Origin of the sequence: Thermocrispum municipale DSM 44069 (genome assembly GCF_000427825.1) — a bacterium.
Lineage (GTDB): Bacteria > Actinomycetota > Actinomycetes > Mycobacteriales > Pseudonocardiaceae > Thermocrispum > Thermocrispum municipale.
In genome coordinates this window covers 118,239-133,088 of the sequence record NZ_KE386593.1, presented here as the reverse complement: position 1 = coordinate 133,088, position 14,850 = coordinate 118,239, and the positions used below count along the sequence as shown (strand labels likewise).

Here is a 14,850-nt window from a genome sequence, read left to right as displayed (position 1 = left end):
GGCTCGACCCGTTCCATCCGACAAGCAGCCGGTACGAAACGGCAGTTGTCCTCCGCTGCACCTGGTAGGGCAAGCGCACTCCTGGCGTGCTCACGCGACCGCGGGACCAGCGACGGCGGCGCTGCGTTGTGGCAGGAGGGGTGTCCGGCGCCTACCCCTGGATCGTCACCGTTTGAGAGCGGATGAACACCATGGGTGCATGATCTCCATTAGAGTGGCCTGGACTGTGCGGTTCGTGAGTGACTGATGGGGGGCAGTTCAGACATGGGTTTCGACGTCGAGGCGAACGAGATCAACAAGTTCGCCAACTACATCCTCGACCAGGTCCTTGATGATCTTGACACGATCAAAGTCGGGGCGGCGCAAGAGGGACTGAATACCGAAGGTTTCAGTGGCGTTCTCGAACCTGTAGCCGAGATCATGGATGACTTCAATGTTCAGCTCGAGGAGGTATGTCACGAGCTGCACAGGCGCCTGGAGAACTTAGCCAACGCTCTCAAGAATGCCAGTCAGAAATACGGCGACATCGACACGGAGAACGAAGAGGAGTTCCGTAGGGAGCAGCGAATCGAACAGGGGAACGAGGATGCGCGGCTGGGGCGTCATCGGCAAGGGGAGATAACGCCGTACTGAGGGGGAGACTGTGATGGCAAAATCGTACGCGCCATACGCGAATGAACAAGACATCAAGCCGCCGATCGTCGACGTTCAGAAATTCTCGATCGACGAACTGATGAAGGATCGTGCGCCGGACTGGCTGACCGACAAGATCAATTATTTGTATAAGGAGATCAGGGGGGTCAGTCTCTACGACGAGCTGTTGCGACCCGTAGCTGGAGACTTCTATCGGCTTAAGGCGAACGCCCAGGCATGGCGACAGACCGCCTCGTCGTTGATGGCGTTGGCCGGCAACCTCGAATACAACGCCCGCCTGCTCACGATGAAATACTGGCGTGGCGCCGCGGCCGATGCGTTCAAGACCGGAGTGGTCAATGGGTTGGCCGTCGGCTTGATGGCGTGGGCCGGGGTTGCGAAGGTGATTGCCAAGGGATTCTCGAAGGTTGCCGACGCAGCAGTGAAAGGGGTCATGCACCTCGCCGAGGTTGCCATTCCAAAGGTCATCAACCTCATCAGGAATGCACTCCTGAAAGCCATTCCAGGAGTAGGGCAGGTTTCCGAGATCGCCAAAGCATTGCTCAGCTGGGAACTTCCGTACTATCGCCACGTTGAACACATCGTGTCAGCGATCGAGTCAGCGCGGGGCATCATCGATGCGCTCAAGGGTGTCGCCGCCGTCGTCGAAAAATACAAGGCCGCCTTCAATGCATTGAAGAAAATTGTTGACAGCATTCAAGACGTGGATGAGACGGTTGGGCCGTCGTATGCGGACCTCAAAACAATCGCGCAAAACACCAAGAAGTCGGCAGATGGCGTCATTGCGTACACCGGAAAGCCTGCAAAGGACAAGCATGGCAATTGGGTGCGTGACGACGACGGCCGAGTCGTCTTTACGGACAGTGAGCACACCCGTGCGATGAAGAAGCTGAAGAACGAATATAAGGACCTCGTTGCGAAGATAGATAGACATCGAGGGGGGCGTCGACCGCGTTGAGGCTGACCTTTGTTTGAGGTGGATATCTGATGCTTCCAGAAATTCCGGAATGGATGACGGACGAACTTTTACGTGCCGAGGCTGCGGTGGACGAGGCGGCGTACGCGATGAGTGCCGCTATCGAGCGGTCATATCAGACGCTCGAAGGTCTGGATGGTGACGCGAGTGCGCTGACCGACGAAGATGTCGCGAGGTTTCGGGACGCTTGCTTGTCCTCGCCGGCCTCCGACGAGTGGCGAAGGGTGGCCGAACGTGTTGCCTGCGGCGAGTTGACGTGGCGCAGTGTCATGTCAGGGGAAGCGGGGCAGGATGACGATGTCATGGCTGCCTTGAAGGCTACGTTCGAGAAGGCGGCAGACGCGGAGCAGAGCAGGACGGCAGAGGTCGACAGATATCAACCAGAGAGCGACATGTTCGACGACGACGTGGAGTACTTCAGCTCAGGGAAGTTCTTGCGATGATGAAGCGCGGCATGCATTGTCTGCTCGGCGTCATGCTCGTGGGCCTGGTCTCCGTGGGGTGCGATTCCAGTTCGGCCGACTCGAAGCCTGAGCCCGCCAAATTGCCGCCGGACGGCGACCTGTGTCTGCTCGTCCCGGAGCAGGAGATCGTCGAGATGTTCGGGGTACGGCCGGGTGAGTCGGAGCCAGGCCCCGGCGGGATGACCGGCTGCTCGTACAACTTTCGAAGTGAGAACTCCGACTCTCTGGAGTTTTCCATCCACTTCGGTAAGCCACGCGCCGAGCGACCGGAAAAGATTGACTTTCATGGTTTGAAGGCGCAACGAGGTGCCGAGCCCGAAGTCACCGACGCGTTCTCGTGTGTGATCGACGTGTGGATTAGGTCGGACGACGAGTCGGTCCTGAGTGTGCGTGGGTCGGATTTCGGCAAGAATCCAAAATTGTGCGATCATACCCGTCAGCTCACCGAGCGGGCTTATGCAGCCCTGCCGGAGAAGCAGCCTGAGGCGGCCGCATCGTCGAAGTCCTTGCCGGAATCGAGCTTCTGTCGAACGGTGACCAGTGACGACGTAGCGCGAGTTTTGAACATGAAGGTACGGAATCCGGCGAAATATATCGGCGAAGACAGCTGCTACTACACTCTGTCGGATTCTGAAGACCGAAAAGTGCAGATTACCGCGAAGCGGGGCACCGGTGTCAGCGACGAGGCAACGCGAATCCCATTCGAGGGCCTGGACGCACGCCTGTTCAACGGAGGTAGTCGGGAGAATTGCGAGCTCACCGTGCGGCTCGAGCCGGACAAGGACAAGTCAGCCTTCACCACGTCGATCTCGTACTGGGATTCCAGCCAGCCGCCGTGTGACGAGGTGCAGAAGGTAGCCAAGCTGATCTACGACGAGCTGCCGGGCTGAGTGGGCGTTCGTGATGCGGGTTGTCACCATCCTGTCCGTGGCCGTCCTGAGCTTGAGCCTGGTGGCCTGTGACCCCGACGCGTCGGGTACGGCGGAGTCGGCGAAGTCTGTGGCGGCGTCGGGGGAAGCGGAGGACGCGCCTGTGTCGGACAAGGTTCCTCCGGATGGCGACCTGTGCCTGCTCGTCGCCGAGCAGGAGATCACGGAGATGTTCGACCTCGAGGCTTCCGAGTCGGAGCCTGGGCCCGGCGGAATGGCAGGCTGCACATACAACTTTCGCAGCGGCAAGTCGGACGAGCTGACGTTCTCCATCAGGTACGGGAGCCCTCAAGCCGCGGACGGCGGCGAGGATGTGGAGTTCCACGGGCTGAAAGCCAGGCTTGGGCCAAGGCCCGGTTCGGACGATGCGTCGTGCGACATCGACATCTGGCTCAAACCAGGCGACGACTCGGTGCTCAGTGTTTCTGCGGCGGACACGGCCGGTGAGAACCCGAAACTGTGCGAACAGGCGAAGAAGCTGGCCGAACGTGCCTACGAGGCTTTGCCGGACGAGGAACTGGAGCCCGTCGAGTCGTCGAAGTCGCTGCCGAAAACCAACTTCTGTCGCAAGGTGACGGAAGAACACGTGGCGCGTGCACTGCAGCTGAAACGGTGGACGCGCGCCAGTTATCCCGACGACGACACCTGTCACTACGTGCTGCGGGACAAGGGGCAGGAAGCCTACGTGTCGGTGATGCGAGGCCCGGGTATCACGTCCGAGGCGACGCGTATTTCGTTCGAGAACCTGGATGCGCGGTTGTTCAACGGCGGGCAACGAGAGAACTGTGCGCTCGATGTGCGGCTCAAGCCCGGCGTGGACGACACCGGCTTCCACGTGCGGATCGGGATTTTCAACGCGCCGGAGCCGCCGTGTGAAGGCGTGCAGAAGGTCGCCAAGCTCGTTTACGACCGGCTGCCCGGCTGATTCGGGCGGAACGCCAATGAGCGCACGCCGGCGGCCACGTCCGGCCACCGAGGGTCGTCCGGGTCGGTGGGGAAGCCGAGCAGCGGGGCCAGCCGCTTCCAGGCGCGCGGATGCTTGCGCTGGTAGTTGTGCAGGACTTCCAGCACCTCTGCGGGCTCGAGCCGTCGATGCTCCGGCGATGTCCAACGCTGCCTGCCGAGACGGATTTCCAATGCGGGAGAAGCCTGCAAATTCCGATACCAGTCAGGGTTCTTCCCCCACGCGGCCACCACGACCACCTCGGGGACATCCGGGCGGTAGTCGACAACTTCCACGACGACTTCCCGGCGGGCCCCGGTGCGGCGGCCGCGATGCGCCACATACAACAACCGACGGCCGAACAGCCACCCCAAACCCGCCCGATACAGCCAGATCGGCGCGCGCAACAACAGCCGAAGGATTCCGCGTGGTTTGTGGTCGGTCAGGCCCATGCCGAATTTCCCCGTTTCTGCGTCGAATGCACGGTATCGCGGTTGAGGTGCGCACAAGCGGTTGGTGATCCGTCCGAGGGAATCGCTACCCTCGCCGGGGTTGACGATTGGGGGTCCGCAGCAATGAATATCGCCACGGGGGAGCCTGCTGCTGTGGCGTCGCACCGTGCCTGGCGGGTCGAACCTGCGGTGGCGCTGGTCGCGATCGCGCTCATCGGAGCGATCGGCTACGACGCCGTGCAGTCGTGGGGCGGCGAACTTCTCGACGTCGAGGTCTACCGGCAAGGCGGGCAACTGTGGCTCGACGGTCAGGACGTCTACGCCACCACCGGCCTGCGGATCGATCTGCCCTTCCTCTACCCGCCACTCGCCGCGGTGCTGTTCAGCTCGTTGACCGGACTGACCGCGCAAACCGCGGGTGTCGTGGTCACCGTTGTGTCCTTCCTCGCCCTGGTGGCGGCCGCCGTCGTGCTCGCCCGCAGGCTTCCCGAGCGGCTCGGACCGTGGCCGTTGGTCGCCGCGGTGATGGTCGCGCTCTGCCTCCAGCTCGAACCGTTGCAGCACACGTTCGGCTTCGGCCAGATCAACCTGATCCTGCTCGCGTTGGTCGTCGTCGACTGCCTGGTCGACGCCCGGTGGCTGCCGCGCGGGGTACTGGTCGGCATCGCCGCCGCCATCAAGCTGACGCCGTTGGTGTTCCTGCTGTACTTCCTGCTGCGGAAAGACACGCGGGCGGCCCTGGTCACGGTCGCCTCCTTCGCCGCCTGCATGGCGCTGGGTTTCCTCGCCGCCCCGAAGGCGTCGGTGACCTATTGGACCGACGTGCTGTTCGACACCGCCGACCGAGTCGGCAACGAATACGCAGGCAACCAGTCCATCTACGGCCTGCTGTCCAGGGCCGAGTTCGACGAGGGCGGGTTGATCGTGCTCTGGTTGCTTGCCGGCCTCGCACTGGCCGCCGTCGGTGCCGTGGTCATGCACCGGGCGCTCCGCCGCGGCTCGGACCTCACCGCCGTGGCCGTCTGTGGCGTCATCGGCGTGATGGTTTCCCCGATCTCGTGGAGCCACCACTGGGTCTGGGTGTTGCCTGCGCTGGCCGCCGCGCTCGAGCTCATGTCGTGGCGGGTGCTGCTCCCCGCAGTCGCGGTGGCCGCGGTCTTCTTCCTGGCCCCGCACTGGCTGGTCCCCACGAACGACGGGCACGAGTACCACTGGACGACCGGCCAATGGCTGCTCGGCAACGCGTACTTGCTCACCGCCGCCATCGTGCTGGTGGCTGCGGCGTTCGGCTATCGACATCCGCGCACGGCATGATGTCTGCCGATGCGCATCTTGGTGGTTGAGGACGACGACGGCGTCGCCGCCGCGGTGCTGGACGCGCTGCGCGGCCGGGGCCACGGGGCTTTCCGCGCCGCGACGGCGGCGGAGGTCCCCGCGCTGCTGCCGGATGCCGAACTGGTGTTGCTCGACCTCGGCCTCCCGGACGGCGACGGTTTCGAAGTCCTGCGCACCATCCGCAAGGCCTCCCAGGTTCCGGTCCTGGTCATCACCGCACGGTCCGCCGAACGTGACGTCGTCACCGCCCTGCACCTCGGGGCCGACGACTACCTGGTCAAACCGGTACGGCTCAAGGAACTGATGGCTCGGGTGGACGCCGTGGTGCGCCGCGCCAGAGCCCACAGCGCCGACCAGGTCGCGGAGATCGGCGACCTGCGCGTCGACCTCGCCGCCCGGCGGGTCACGGTCGGTGCCGCAGAACTGCAGTTGACCGGCAAGGAGTACGACATCCTCGCGGCGCTGGCCCGCCGCCCGGGCGTCGCGGTGAGCCGACAGGAGCTTCTGCTGCAGGTGTGGGGCCGCGCCGACAAGTCGGTCTCCCGGTCGCTCGACGTCCACCTGGCAGCGCTGCGCGCCAAGATCAACCGCCCTGGCCTGCTGGCCACCGTACGCGGCTTCGGCTTCCGGCTCGGCGACTGAGTCGTTATCAAGTTTGTTCTTAAGAACCCGTCAAGTTGCGCCTGTGCACCGGCAGCCGAGGTCGTATCGTGCTCGCCGACATTCTCCGGCGCAACGAAGGGCAGGAGGCCATGAGCAGCGATCCCTCCAGCACGAACGCGGCATCCACCGAGGTGCCGACGGGAAAGGCCAAAATCCGTTGGCTCGGACCAGGACTGGTGGCCGCGGCGACCGGTGTCGGCGCGGGTGACCTGGTCGCCACGATGGTGGCAGGCGCGCAGTACGGCACGGTCCTGCTGTGGGCGGCAGTAGTGGGAACGGCGCTGAAACTCGCGCTCGGCGAGGGAGTCGGCCGCTGGCACGTGGCCTCCGGCACCACGCTGCTGGACGGCTGGCGCCGCCTAGGCTATTGGGCCACCGGCTTCTTCGGCGTCTACATCGTCATCTGGGGTTTCGTCTACGGCGCGACCGCGATGTCGGCGACCGCGCTGCCGCTGAACGCCCTGTTCGACGGGCTCTCCGTGCGGTACTGGGCGATGATCTGCGGTGTCGTCGGACTCATCATGATCTGGCTGCAGCGTTACCGGGCGTTCGAGAAGGTCATGACCGCTCTGGTCCTGATCGCGTTCGTGTCCGTGGTGCTGATCGCCATCCTGGTCTCGCCCAACCTCGGTGAGGTGTTCAGCGGCATCGTGCCCCGGCTGCCCGACGGTTCGGTGGTCTACGTCCTCGGGCTGATCGGCGGGGTCGGCGGCACGATCACCATGGCCGCCTACGGCTACTGGGCGTTCGCCAAGGGCTGGAAGGGTCCGCAGTGGCTGTCGATGATGCGGCTGGACAACGCGGTCGGCTACATCATGACCGGCATCTTCGTGATCGCGATGCTCATCGTCGGCTCGACGCTGCTGCTCGGCCGGCAATTGACCGAGGACGACACCGGCCTGCTCTTCCTCGGCGACGAGCTGGGCGAGCAGTACGGCCAGTGGGCGCGCATCGTGTTCCTGATCGGCTTCTTCGCGGTCTCGTCCACGTCGCTGCTCGGGGTGTGGAACGGTGTGAGCCTGCTGTTCACCGACTGGACCCGCAGCATCCGGCTGCCGCACGGCAAGAAGGCCGAGGCCGCGATGGCCGAGGCCGCGGTCGGCGAACAAGAGGAGGGTGCCGAACCGGTGGCCTACAAGGCGGCGACGGCCGAGAAGTCGTGGGCGTTCCGTGGCTACCTGCTGTGGCTGACCTTCCCGCCGATGCTGCTGCTGTTCCTGGACAAACCGTTCGGCGTGACGTTGGCCTACGGCGTGCTCGGTTCGGCGTTCATGCCGTTCCTGGCCATCTCGCTGATGCTGCTGCTCAACTCGCGCCGGGTCAGCCAGGAGGGCCGGTCGGGCTGGTTGTCCAATGTGATGCTGACGCTGTGTTCCTTGCTGTTCCTGACGCTGCTGATCACCGACATCGCCGGCAGGCTGTCCTAGCCTGCTCATCGTGACGGCGAGCAGCACGAGGCGGGCGGACTGATGCGCCGCCGGTTGCTCCTCGTGCTGCTCGCCTTCGCGGTCGTGGCGGTCGCCGGGTTCGCGGTGCCGCTGTTGCTCAGCACGGCGGAAAGCCGCACCAACGAGTTCGTCCTGTCCCGCACGACCGATGCGGCGAGGTTCGCTGCCCTGGCACAGACCGCACTGGCCGAAGGCAGCACCGATCAGCTCCGGGCCGAGGTGGCGGCCCACAGCAAGCTGTTCGGCGACGGCGTCCTGGTGGTCGACGCACGCCGCAACGTCATCGTGGCCGAGGGCTTGTCGCCGGACGACCCGGTCGCGCTCACCGCGGCGGAAGCGGCTCTGCGCAATCAGATCGAGCCACGGCCGGACGACCTGCGGCCGTGGTCTTCGGGAGACGTACTGGTCAGCCAGGCGGTCGGCACCGGTGTCCGGGTGAACGGCGCGGTGGTGCTGCGAACCTCGGTCGAGCCTGCGGTGGCGGACATCCGCGTGTCGTGGGCGGGCATCCTGCTCGGCGCGATCGTCGCGCTGCTCGCCGCCGCGGTCCTGGTTCTGCGCATCACGCGGTGGGTGCTGCGGCCGATCGACCAGCTGGCCGCCGGGATGCACCGAATGACCCAGGGGCGGGGAGACACCCACGTCGAAGTGGTGTCCGGGCCACCGGAGCTGCGTGGCCTGGCCGACGAGTTCAACGAGATGTCCGACGCATTGGCCGAGTCGGCGGAGCGGCAGCGCGCGCTGGTCGCCGACGTCTCACATCAGTTGCGCAATCCGATGGCAGCGCTGCGCCTGCGTCTCGACGGCCTGGCGGACCGGCAGGAGGACGAACACGACGTCCGGCAGATGCAGGTCGAACTGGAACGCCTGGAGGACCTGCTCGACGGCATGATGGCGCTCGCGTCGGCGGACAGCACCGCGACCGATCTGGCCGCCGCCGAGACCGAGGCGCAGTGCGACGCAGCCACGGTCCTGGCCGAACGCGTCGAGTCCTGGCACGACGCGGCGTCCGCGGCGGGCGTGCAGCTCGCCGGTCAGCCGCTGCCACCGCTACCGGTGCGCTGCTCGGACAGTGAACTGGCGCAGGTACTCGACGTCGTGCTGGACAACGCCATCAAGTACGCAGGCCGAGGTGCGACGGTGACGTGGTCGAGTTCGCCCGGAGACCACGTGACCCTGGACATCCGTGACAACGGGCCGGGCGTCGCCGAGAAGGATCTGCCGCGGCTGACCGAACGCTTCTGGCGCGCGGGCGCCGCGCCGGGCTCCGGCCTCGGGCTCGCCATCGCCGAGCGCCTGGTCACCGCCCGTGGTGGCACGTTCGAGCTCTACCGCGTGCGACCCCACGGCCTCGGCGTGCGGATGCGGCTCCCGGCGGTGCCGACATGAAGCGGCGAACCGTGCTGGCGCTGGCGCTGGGACTGGCCGCGTGCAGCAGCGCCGAGGAACCCCCACGGGGTATGCGCATCGCCGCAGGCGAGCCGGGCGGCTTCTACGTCGAGTTCGCGCGACTGCTGGCCAGAACGCTCGACGCCAGGGTCCTCAACACCACCGGCTCGCACCAGAACATCACCGCCGTCAACTCCGGCAGGGCAACGCTCGGACTGAGCCTTTCGGATGTCGCGGAGGCGGCCGTGGCCGGGGACGCACCGTTCGACCGGCCGCTCCACCTGCGCGCCATCGGCCGTGTCTACGAGAACTACATGCAGCTGGTCGTCGCGGCGGACAGCCCCATCCGCTCCGTGGACGACCTCGCCGGGCGACGAATTTCCCTCGGCGCCGAAGGCTCCGGCGCAGCCATTTTCGGGGACCGGCTGCTGAAGGCGGCCGGGGTGCGAGCGCGCGTCAGTCACCACGAACTCTCCGACGCGACGCGACAACTCGCCGCGGGGAAGATCGAAGCCTTGTTGTGGTCAGGTGCGGTGCCGACGCCCGCGTTGACGGCGCTCAGCGGCTCGCACGAGATCCGGCTGATCGACCTGACCGAGGCTCTGCCGACACTGCTCGACGCGCACGCTGCGGCCTACCACCGCGTCGTCATCCCGGCGAGGACGTACGGCAACCCGCGGCCCGTGCCGACCATCGGTGTGCCGAACCTGCTGCTGGCCAGCCGTGATCTACCAGCGGAAACGGCCGCAGCCGTTGCCCGTGTGCTGGTCCAGCAGGCGCCTCGGTTGGTGCCGGCTTCCGCGCTCGGCACGCAGTACCTCGAGCTCCGCTCGTTGATCGCCACCGGCAACGTCTCGCTCCATCCCGGCGCCGCCGACGCGTACCGCGAACTCCGTGGTTAAGGCGCGTACGGCTGGAGGGCCTTGCGCACCTCGGCAGGCGGCTGTGCGGGTCGCAGCGTCTCGGTGTCGACCCACACGTAGCGATTGGTCACTTCGGTGACGTGGTCCTCGCCGCGCATCATGTCGAACCGGAGGACCACCGACGTGTTCCCGAGGCGTTCCACATAGGCGTCGACGTGCAGCTCGTCGTCGTAGCGGCACGGCGCACGGAAGCGCACGTTCGCCTCGGCAAGGACGAAGTCCACGCCGTGTTCGCGTAGCGCGTCATACGAGCCGTACAGCTCCCGCACCACCTCGAAGCAAGCCATGTCCGCGTAGGCGAGGTAGTGCGCGTTGAACACGATGCCCTGGCCGTCGCATTCGTGATAGCGCACTCGCAGGGGCATCGACGTGATCAGCTCGGTCATTCCCCGACCGTATCCGTCAGGCGCGACTGGTCAACGGAGTGCGGTGTGCGGCTTGTCCGATGAGCCGCCAGGTGGCGGTGACATCGGGCGCGGACCCATGCGGTCTGTGTGCAGTCGGGCCGCTGCCCGTCCGGCGCCCGCGTTCAGCCGCCGCGGCCCGCTCGTCTTTCGTGCAGGCGGGCGCGCCGATCACACGCGTCCGGTGAGGGTCGGCGGCTCGGGCTGCACCGCGATCAAGTCGTCCGGCGCCGACAGCCGCCACGCCTCGTAGACCAGTTCGCCCAGCTCGTCGCCGTCGATGCCGGCCAAGTGGACCACCACCCAGCCGAAGCTGCCCGCGGTGAACTGCACCTCGAACACGTCCGGCCGCTCGGCGACCAGCGCCTGCTGTTCGTGCAGCAGCTGCTTGAGCCCCACCGTCTGGGTGCGCGGCCAGTAGTAGCCGAACCGCTTGCCGCGCACGCTGTAGGAGTCGTAGTCGCTGCCGTGCCCGCGGGTCACCTCGGGCAGCGCGTCGATGATTCGATGGAAGAAGCTGCTGTCGACCGCCACGAAGGCATTGTGGCCAACGGCACCGTCATTTTCGGCGTGCGTCAGGCGGGCGGTTCCTCGCCGGTGTGGCCGCCCTCGTCCGCGGTCGTCTCCGACGGGTCGATCGGCTGATTGGCCTCGGCGCCTTCGTCGGAGTCCCGCTGCTGATCCTGGGTGTGGCCGAAGACCTTGCGCTCCAGGTCGTCGACGGTTTCCTGGGACTGCTTCGGTGTGCGCTCAGGCATCCTGGACGCCTCCCATCTCTCGTCGGCAGCGGACCGGCGTCGTCTACCCGCGACGATAGTCCAACTCGCCCGGCTCGGCCGCCGACGTCGATCACCGCCCGCGGAAAACCGGGGTACCCGATAGCGGCACATACCCTCAGGGGGTATAGTCGCGGCAGAAGCACAGAGGAGGAACCGCATGACCGAGAACACCTACACCGTTACCGGCATGACCTGCGGCCACTGCGCCAGCTCGGTCTCCGAGGAGATCGGCGCCATTTCCGGCGTGCGCGACGTGTCCGTCGACCTGGCCACCGGGAAGGTCACTGTGGTGAGCGAGTCGGACCTGAACGTCGCGGACGTGCGGGCAGCGGTCGAGGAAGCCGGGTACGCGTTGGCATGAACACCACCGCCAAACTCGCCGTGTTCGCCGCCGCGGTCGCCGTGGCCGTGGGTGGCGGCTGGGCCATCGGTGCCGCGGCAGGCCCGCAGGACCAGCCTGCCCCCAGCGCGCACAAGGCGACGACCGGGGGCCACGGCGACGGCGGGCACGCGGAGAACACCCACGTGGCGGGCCTGCCTGGTGGTTTGAGCGCGTCGCAGGACGGCTACACCTTCCAGCCGTTGACCCCGACGGTGCGCGCGGACCGCACCGAGCAGTTCCGGTTCCGGATCCTGGGGCCGGACGAACACGCCGTCACCCGGTTCGACGTCGAGCACGACAAGCGGCTGCACCTGATCGTCGTCCGGCGTGATTCCGCAGGTTTCCAGCACCTGCACCCGACGATGGCGGCGGACGGCACGTGGTCCGTGCCGCTGCGGCTCGCCAAACCGGGCAGCTACCGCGCGTTCGCGGACTTCAAACCGACCGGCGGCGAAGCGTTGACACTGGGCGTCGACATCGCCGTGCCGGGGTCGTTCGCCCCGGAGACCTTCGAGCCGTCCAAGCAGGCGACGGTCGACGGCTATCAGGTGCGACTGGACGGCACGCTCGAGCCGGGCAAGACGTCGGACCTGACGTTGACGGTCACGCGCGGCGGCAAGCCGGTGACCGATCTGCAGCCCTACCTGGGCGCGGCCGGACACCTGGTCGCTCTCCGCCAAGGTGACCTGGCGTACCTGCACGTCCATCCGGTCGACCCCGACGCGCGCGGGCCGGAGATCCGCTTCAAGGCGGAGGTCCCGTCCGCGGGCACGTACCGGATGTATTTGGATTTCCAGCACCGTGGCAAGGTCCGCACCGCGGAGTTCACGGTGCCGTCGGAGGGGCATCATGGCTGATCAAGCGACCCGCCGGACCGTCGAGCTGGCCATCAGCGGCATGACCTGTGCCTCGTGCGCCAACCGCATCGAGCGCAAGCTGAACAAGCTCGACGGCGTCGAGGCGACGGTCAACTACGCCACCGAGAAGGCGACGGTCAGCCACCCGGAGAACATCGCACCCGAGGACCTGATCGCCACCGTGGAGCAGGCAGGCTACTCGGCCGCGTTGCCCGCGGTGGAGGAGTCCGACGAAGCCACCGACGAGGATCCGCAGCTGCGGTCGCTGCGCGACCGGGCGCTGATCAGCACCGTGCTGGCCATCCCGGTGATCGCGATGGCCATGATCACCCCGCTGCAATTCACCTACTGGCAGTGGGCGTCACTGGCGCTGGCGGCGCCGGTGGCGATCTGGGGTGCCTGGCCGTTCCACGTGGCCGCCGCGCGCAACGCCCGGCACGGCACGGCGACCATGGACACGCTGATCTCCCTCGGGGTGGCCGCCGCCTTCGGGTGGTCGTTGTACGCGCTGTTCTGGGGTGGCGCGGGCATGCCGGGCATGAAGCACCCGTTCCGGTTCACTGTGGAAGCCGGGGCGGGCCCGGCGATGTACCTGGAGGTGGCCGCGGGCGTCACCGCGTTCATCCTGATCGGGCGGTATTTCGAGCTGCGTGCCAAGCGCCGGGCGGGCTCGGCGCTGCGGGCGCTGCTGGAGCTCGGCGCGAAGGACGTCGCCGTGTTGCGGGACGGCAAGGAAATCCGCGTCCCCGTCGAGCAACTGGCGGTCGGTGACACGTTCGTCGTGCGGCCGGGCGAGAAGGTCGCCACCGACGGCGTGGTCATCGAGGGCAGTTCCGCGGTCGACGAGAGCATGCTCACCGGAGAGTCCGTGCCGGTCGAGGTCGCCGAGGGCTCGCGGGTGGTCGGTGCGACGGTCAACGCAGGCGGCAGGCTGGTCGTGCGCGCCACCCGCGTCGGGGCGGACACCCAGCTGGCTCAGCTGGCCAAGCTGGTCGAGCAGGCCCAGGCGGGCAAGGCGGAAGTGCAGCGCCTGGCCGACCGGATCTCCGGCGTGTTCGTGCCCGGCGTCATCCTGCTGGCCGCCGGCACGCTGGGCTTCTGGCTCGGCACCGGCTCGCCGGCGACCGCCGCGATCACCGCCGCGGTCGCGGTGCTGATCATCGCCTGCCCGTGCGCGCTCGGCCTGGCGACACCCACGGCGTTGCTGGTCGGCTCCGGGCGTGGTGCCCAGCTGGGCATCCTCATGAAGGGCCCGGAGGTGTTGGAGTCGACCCGGCGGGTGGACACCGTCGTGCTGGACAAGACGGGCACGGTGACCACCGGTGAGCTGTCGATGATCGACTGGCACGGCGACGAGGACGTGCTGCGGATCGCCGGGGCGCTGGAGAACGCTTCCGAGCACCCCGTCGCCCGGGCGATCGCTTCGGCGGCGCGGGACAAACTTGGCGAGCTGCCGTCTGTCAGCGAGTTCGCCAGCGTCGAAGGCCTCGGGGTGCAGGGCGTGGTGGACGGTCACGCCGTCGTGGTGGGCCGCCCGGCGTTGCTCGAGCAGTGGTCGATGCCGCTGGACGAGGACCTCGCCCGGTGGCAGCGCTCGGCGGAGGCCGACGGCCACACCGTGGTCGCGGTCGGGTGGGACGGCAAGGCGCGCGGGCTGATCTCGGTGGCCGACACCGTGAAGCCGACGTCGGCCGAGGCGGTGCGACAGTTGCGCGCGCTCGGGCTGACCCCGGTGTTGTTGACCGGGGACAACGGGCGCGTGGCGGCCGCCGTTGCCGAGGAGGTCGGGATCGACGCCGACCAGGTGATCGCCGAAGTGATGCCCGCCGACAAGGTCGACGTCGTCAAGCGGCTGCAGGACGAGGGCAAGGTCGTCGCGATGGTCGGCGACGGCGTCAACGACGCGGCCGCGCTCGCGCAGGCGGACCTCGGCCTGGCCATGGGGACCGGCACGGACGTCGCGATCGAGGCCAGCGATCTGACACTGGTGCGCGGTGACCTCCGGCTGGCCGCCGACGCCATCCGGCTGAGCCGTCGCACGCTGGGCGTCATCAAGAGCAACCTGGGATGGGCGTTCGGCTACAACCTGGCGGCGTTGCCGCTGGCGGCGGCCGGGCTGCTGAATCCGATGATCGCCGGGGCTGCGATGGCGTTCAGCTCGGTGTCGGTGGTGCTCAACAGCCTGCGGTTGCGCCGCTTCCGCTGAAGCCGGGGCGCTCACCGCGGGAGATGCTTCGGGCGAGCCAGGGCGC

17 protein-coding genes are annotated in these 14,850 nt (G+C 67.1%); 13 read left to right on the top strand and 4 right to left on the bottom strand.

Annotated features, from left to right (window positions below; genetic code table 11):
• The first annotated feature begins 264 nt into the window (after positions 1–264).
• Genes YWM_RS0116015 through YWM_RS0115995 form a run of 5 tightly spaced genes read left to right on the top strand, consistent with a single transcriptional unit; the run spans position 265 to position 3,948 of the window.
• Entirely contained in the window at positions 265–633 is a 369-nt protein-coding gene (locus YWM_RS0116015) for a hypothetical protein (protein WP_028851549.1), read from the top strand.
• A 13-nt stretch (positions 634–646) separates the two neighbouring features.
• Positions 647–1,612 (top strand): hypothetical protein, encoded by a 966-nt coding sequence (locus tag YWM_RS0116010; RefSeq protein ID WP_156914809.1) that lies wholly within the window; start codon positions 647–649, stop codon positions 1,610–1,612.
• Positions 1,613–1,641: 29 nt separating this feature from the next.
• Positions 1,642–2,073, top strand: coding sequence for a hypothetical protein (locus tag YWM_RS0116005; protein ID WP_156914808.1), 432 nt, complete (start codon positions 1,642–1,644; stop codon positions 2,071–2,073).
• Positions 2,070–2,984 carry a DUF3558 domain-containing protein gene (locus YWM_RS0116000; protein ID WP_028851546.1) on the top strand — a complete coding sequence of 305 codons (915 nt, stop codon included), beginning with the start codon at positions 2,070–2,072 and terminating at the stop codon, positions 2,982–2,984. The genes YWM_RS0116005 and YWM_RS0116000 overlap by 4 nt, the downstream gene beginning before the upstream one ends.
• Before the next feature lie 37 nt (positions 2,985–3,021).
• The gene (locus tag YWM_RS0115995; protein ID WP_169721001.1) at positions 3,022–3,948 is read left to right on the top strand and encodes a DUF3558 family protein; all 927 of its coding nucleotides are present in this window, start codon (positions 3,022–3,024) and stop codon (positions 3,946–3,948) included.
• On the opposite strand, the gene YWM_RS24075 is transcribed toward YWM_RS0115995, so the two are convergent.
• The gene (locus tag YWM_RS24075; RefSeq protein WP_043661404.1) at positions 3,927–4,418 is read right to left on the bottom strand and encodes a nitroreductase family deazaflavin-dependent oxidoreductase; all 492 of its coding nucleotides are present in this window, start codon (positions 4,416–4,418) and stop codon (positions 3,927–3,929) included. The genes YWM_RS0115995 and YWM_RS24075 overlap by 22 nt on opposite strands.
• A gap of 153 nt (positions 4,419–4,571) precedes the next feature.
• On the opposite strand from YWM_RS24075, the gene YWM_RS24070 reads away from it, so the two are divergent.
• The 5 genes from YWM_RS24070 (at position 4,572) to YWM_RS0115965 (ending at position 10,155) form a co-directional block, all read left to right on the top strand.
• The gene (locus YWM_RS24070; protein WP_052344985.1) at positions 4,572–5,732 is read left to right on the top strand and encodes a glycosyltransferase 87 family protein; all 1,161 of its coding nucleotides are present in this window, start codon (positions 4,572–4,574) and stop codon (positions 5,730–5,732) included.
• A 9-nt stretch (positions 5,733–5,741) separates the two neighbouring features.
• Entirely contained in the window at positions 5,742–6,395 is a 654-nt protein-coding gene (locus YWM_RS0115980; RefSeq protein WP_028851544.1) for a response regulator transcription factor, read from the top strand.
• Between the two features lie 110 nt (positions 6,396–6,505).
• Positions 6,506–7,843 (top strand): Nramp family divalent metal transporter, encoded by a 1,338-nt coding sequence (locus YWM_RS0115975; protein WP_028851543.1) that lies wholly within the window; start codon positions 6,506–6,508, stop codon positions 7,841–7,843.
• A 42-nt stretch (positions 7,844–7,885) separates the two neighbouring features.
• Complete coding sequence (locus tag YWM_RS0115970; RefSeq protein WP_028851542.1) at positions 7,886–9,253, top strand: sensor histidine kinase; 1,368 nt, start codon at positions 7,886–7,888, stop codon at positions 9,251–9,253.
• Entirely contained in the window at positions 9,250–10,155 is a 906-nt protein-coding gene (locus tag YWM_RS0115965) for a TAXI family TRAP transporter solute-binding subunit (protein WP_043661402.1), read from the top strand. The genes YWM_RS0115970 and YWM_RS0115965 overlap by 4 nt, the downstream gene beginning before the upstream one ends.
• Here YWM_RS0115965 and YWM_RS0115960 read toward each other — a convergent pair.
• The 3 genes from YWM_RS0115960 to YWM_RS0115950 all read right to left on the bottom strand — a co-directional run bounded on the left by YWM_RS0115960 (position 10,152) and on the right by YWM_RS0115950 (position 11,338).
• On the bottom strand, positions 10,152–10,562 hold the full coding sequence (locus YWM_RS0115960; protein ID WP_028851540.1) for an acyl-CoA thioesterase: 411 nt from the start codon (positions 10,560–10,562) through the stop codon (positions 10,152–10,154). The genes YWM_RS0115965 and YWM_RS0115960 overlap by 4 nt on opposite strands.
• 189 nt (positions 10,563–10,751) lie before the next feature.
• Positions 10,752–11,114 (bottom strand): MmcQ/YjbR family DNA-binding protein, encoded by a 363-nt coding sequence (locus YWM_RS0115955; RefSeq protein WP_028851539.1) that lies wholly within the window; start codon positions 11,112–11,114, stop codon positions 10,752–10,754.
• A 41-nt stretch (positions 11,115–11,155) separates the two neighbouring features.
• Positions 11,156–11,338, bottom strand: coding sequence for a hypothetical protein (locus tag YWM_RS0115950; protein WP_028851538.1), 183 nt, complete (start codon positions 11,336–11,338; stop codon positions 11,156–11,158).
• A 178-nt stretch (positions 11,339–11,516) separates the two neighbouring features.
• Between YWM_RS0115950 and YWM_RS0115945 the strand changes: the two genes are divergently transcribed.
• From YWM_RS0115945 to YWM_RS0115935, 3 genes are read left to right on the top strand one after another with little or no spacing between them, the layout of a single operon-like run.
• A complete protein-coding gene (locus YWM_RS0115945) occupies positions 11,517–11,720 on the top strand; it encodes a heavy-metal-associated domain-containing protein (RefSeq protein ID WP_028851537.1) in 204 nt (67 codons plus the stop codon).
• Complete coding sequence (locus tag YWM_RS24065; RefSeq protein WP_043661400.1) at positions 11,717–12,598, top strand: hypothetical protein; 882 nt, start codon at positions 11,717–11,719, stop codon at positions 12,596–12,598. Before YWM_RS0115945 ends, YWM_RS24065 begins: the two co-directional genes overlap by 4 nt.
• Positions 12,591–14,804: a heavy metal translocating P-type ATPase gene (locus YWM_RS0115935; RefSeq protein ID WP_028851536.1), complete on the top strand. Its 2,214-nt coding sequence runs from the start codon at positions 12,591–12,593 to the stop codon at positions 14,802–14,804. Before YWM_RS24065 ends, YWM_RS0115935 begins: the two co-directional genes overlap by 8 nt.
• The last annotated feature ends 46 nt before the right edge of the window (positions 14,805–14,850 follow it).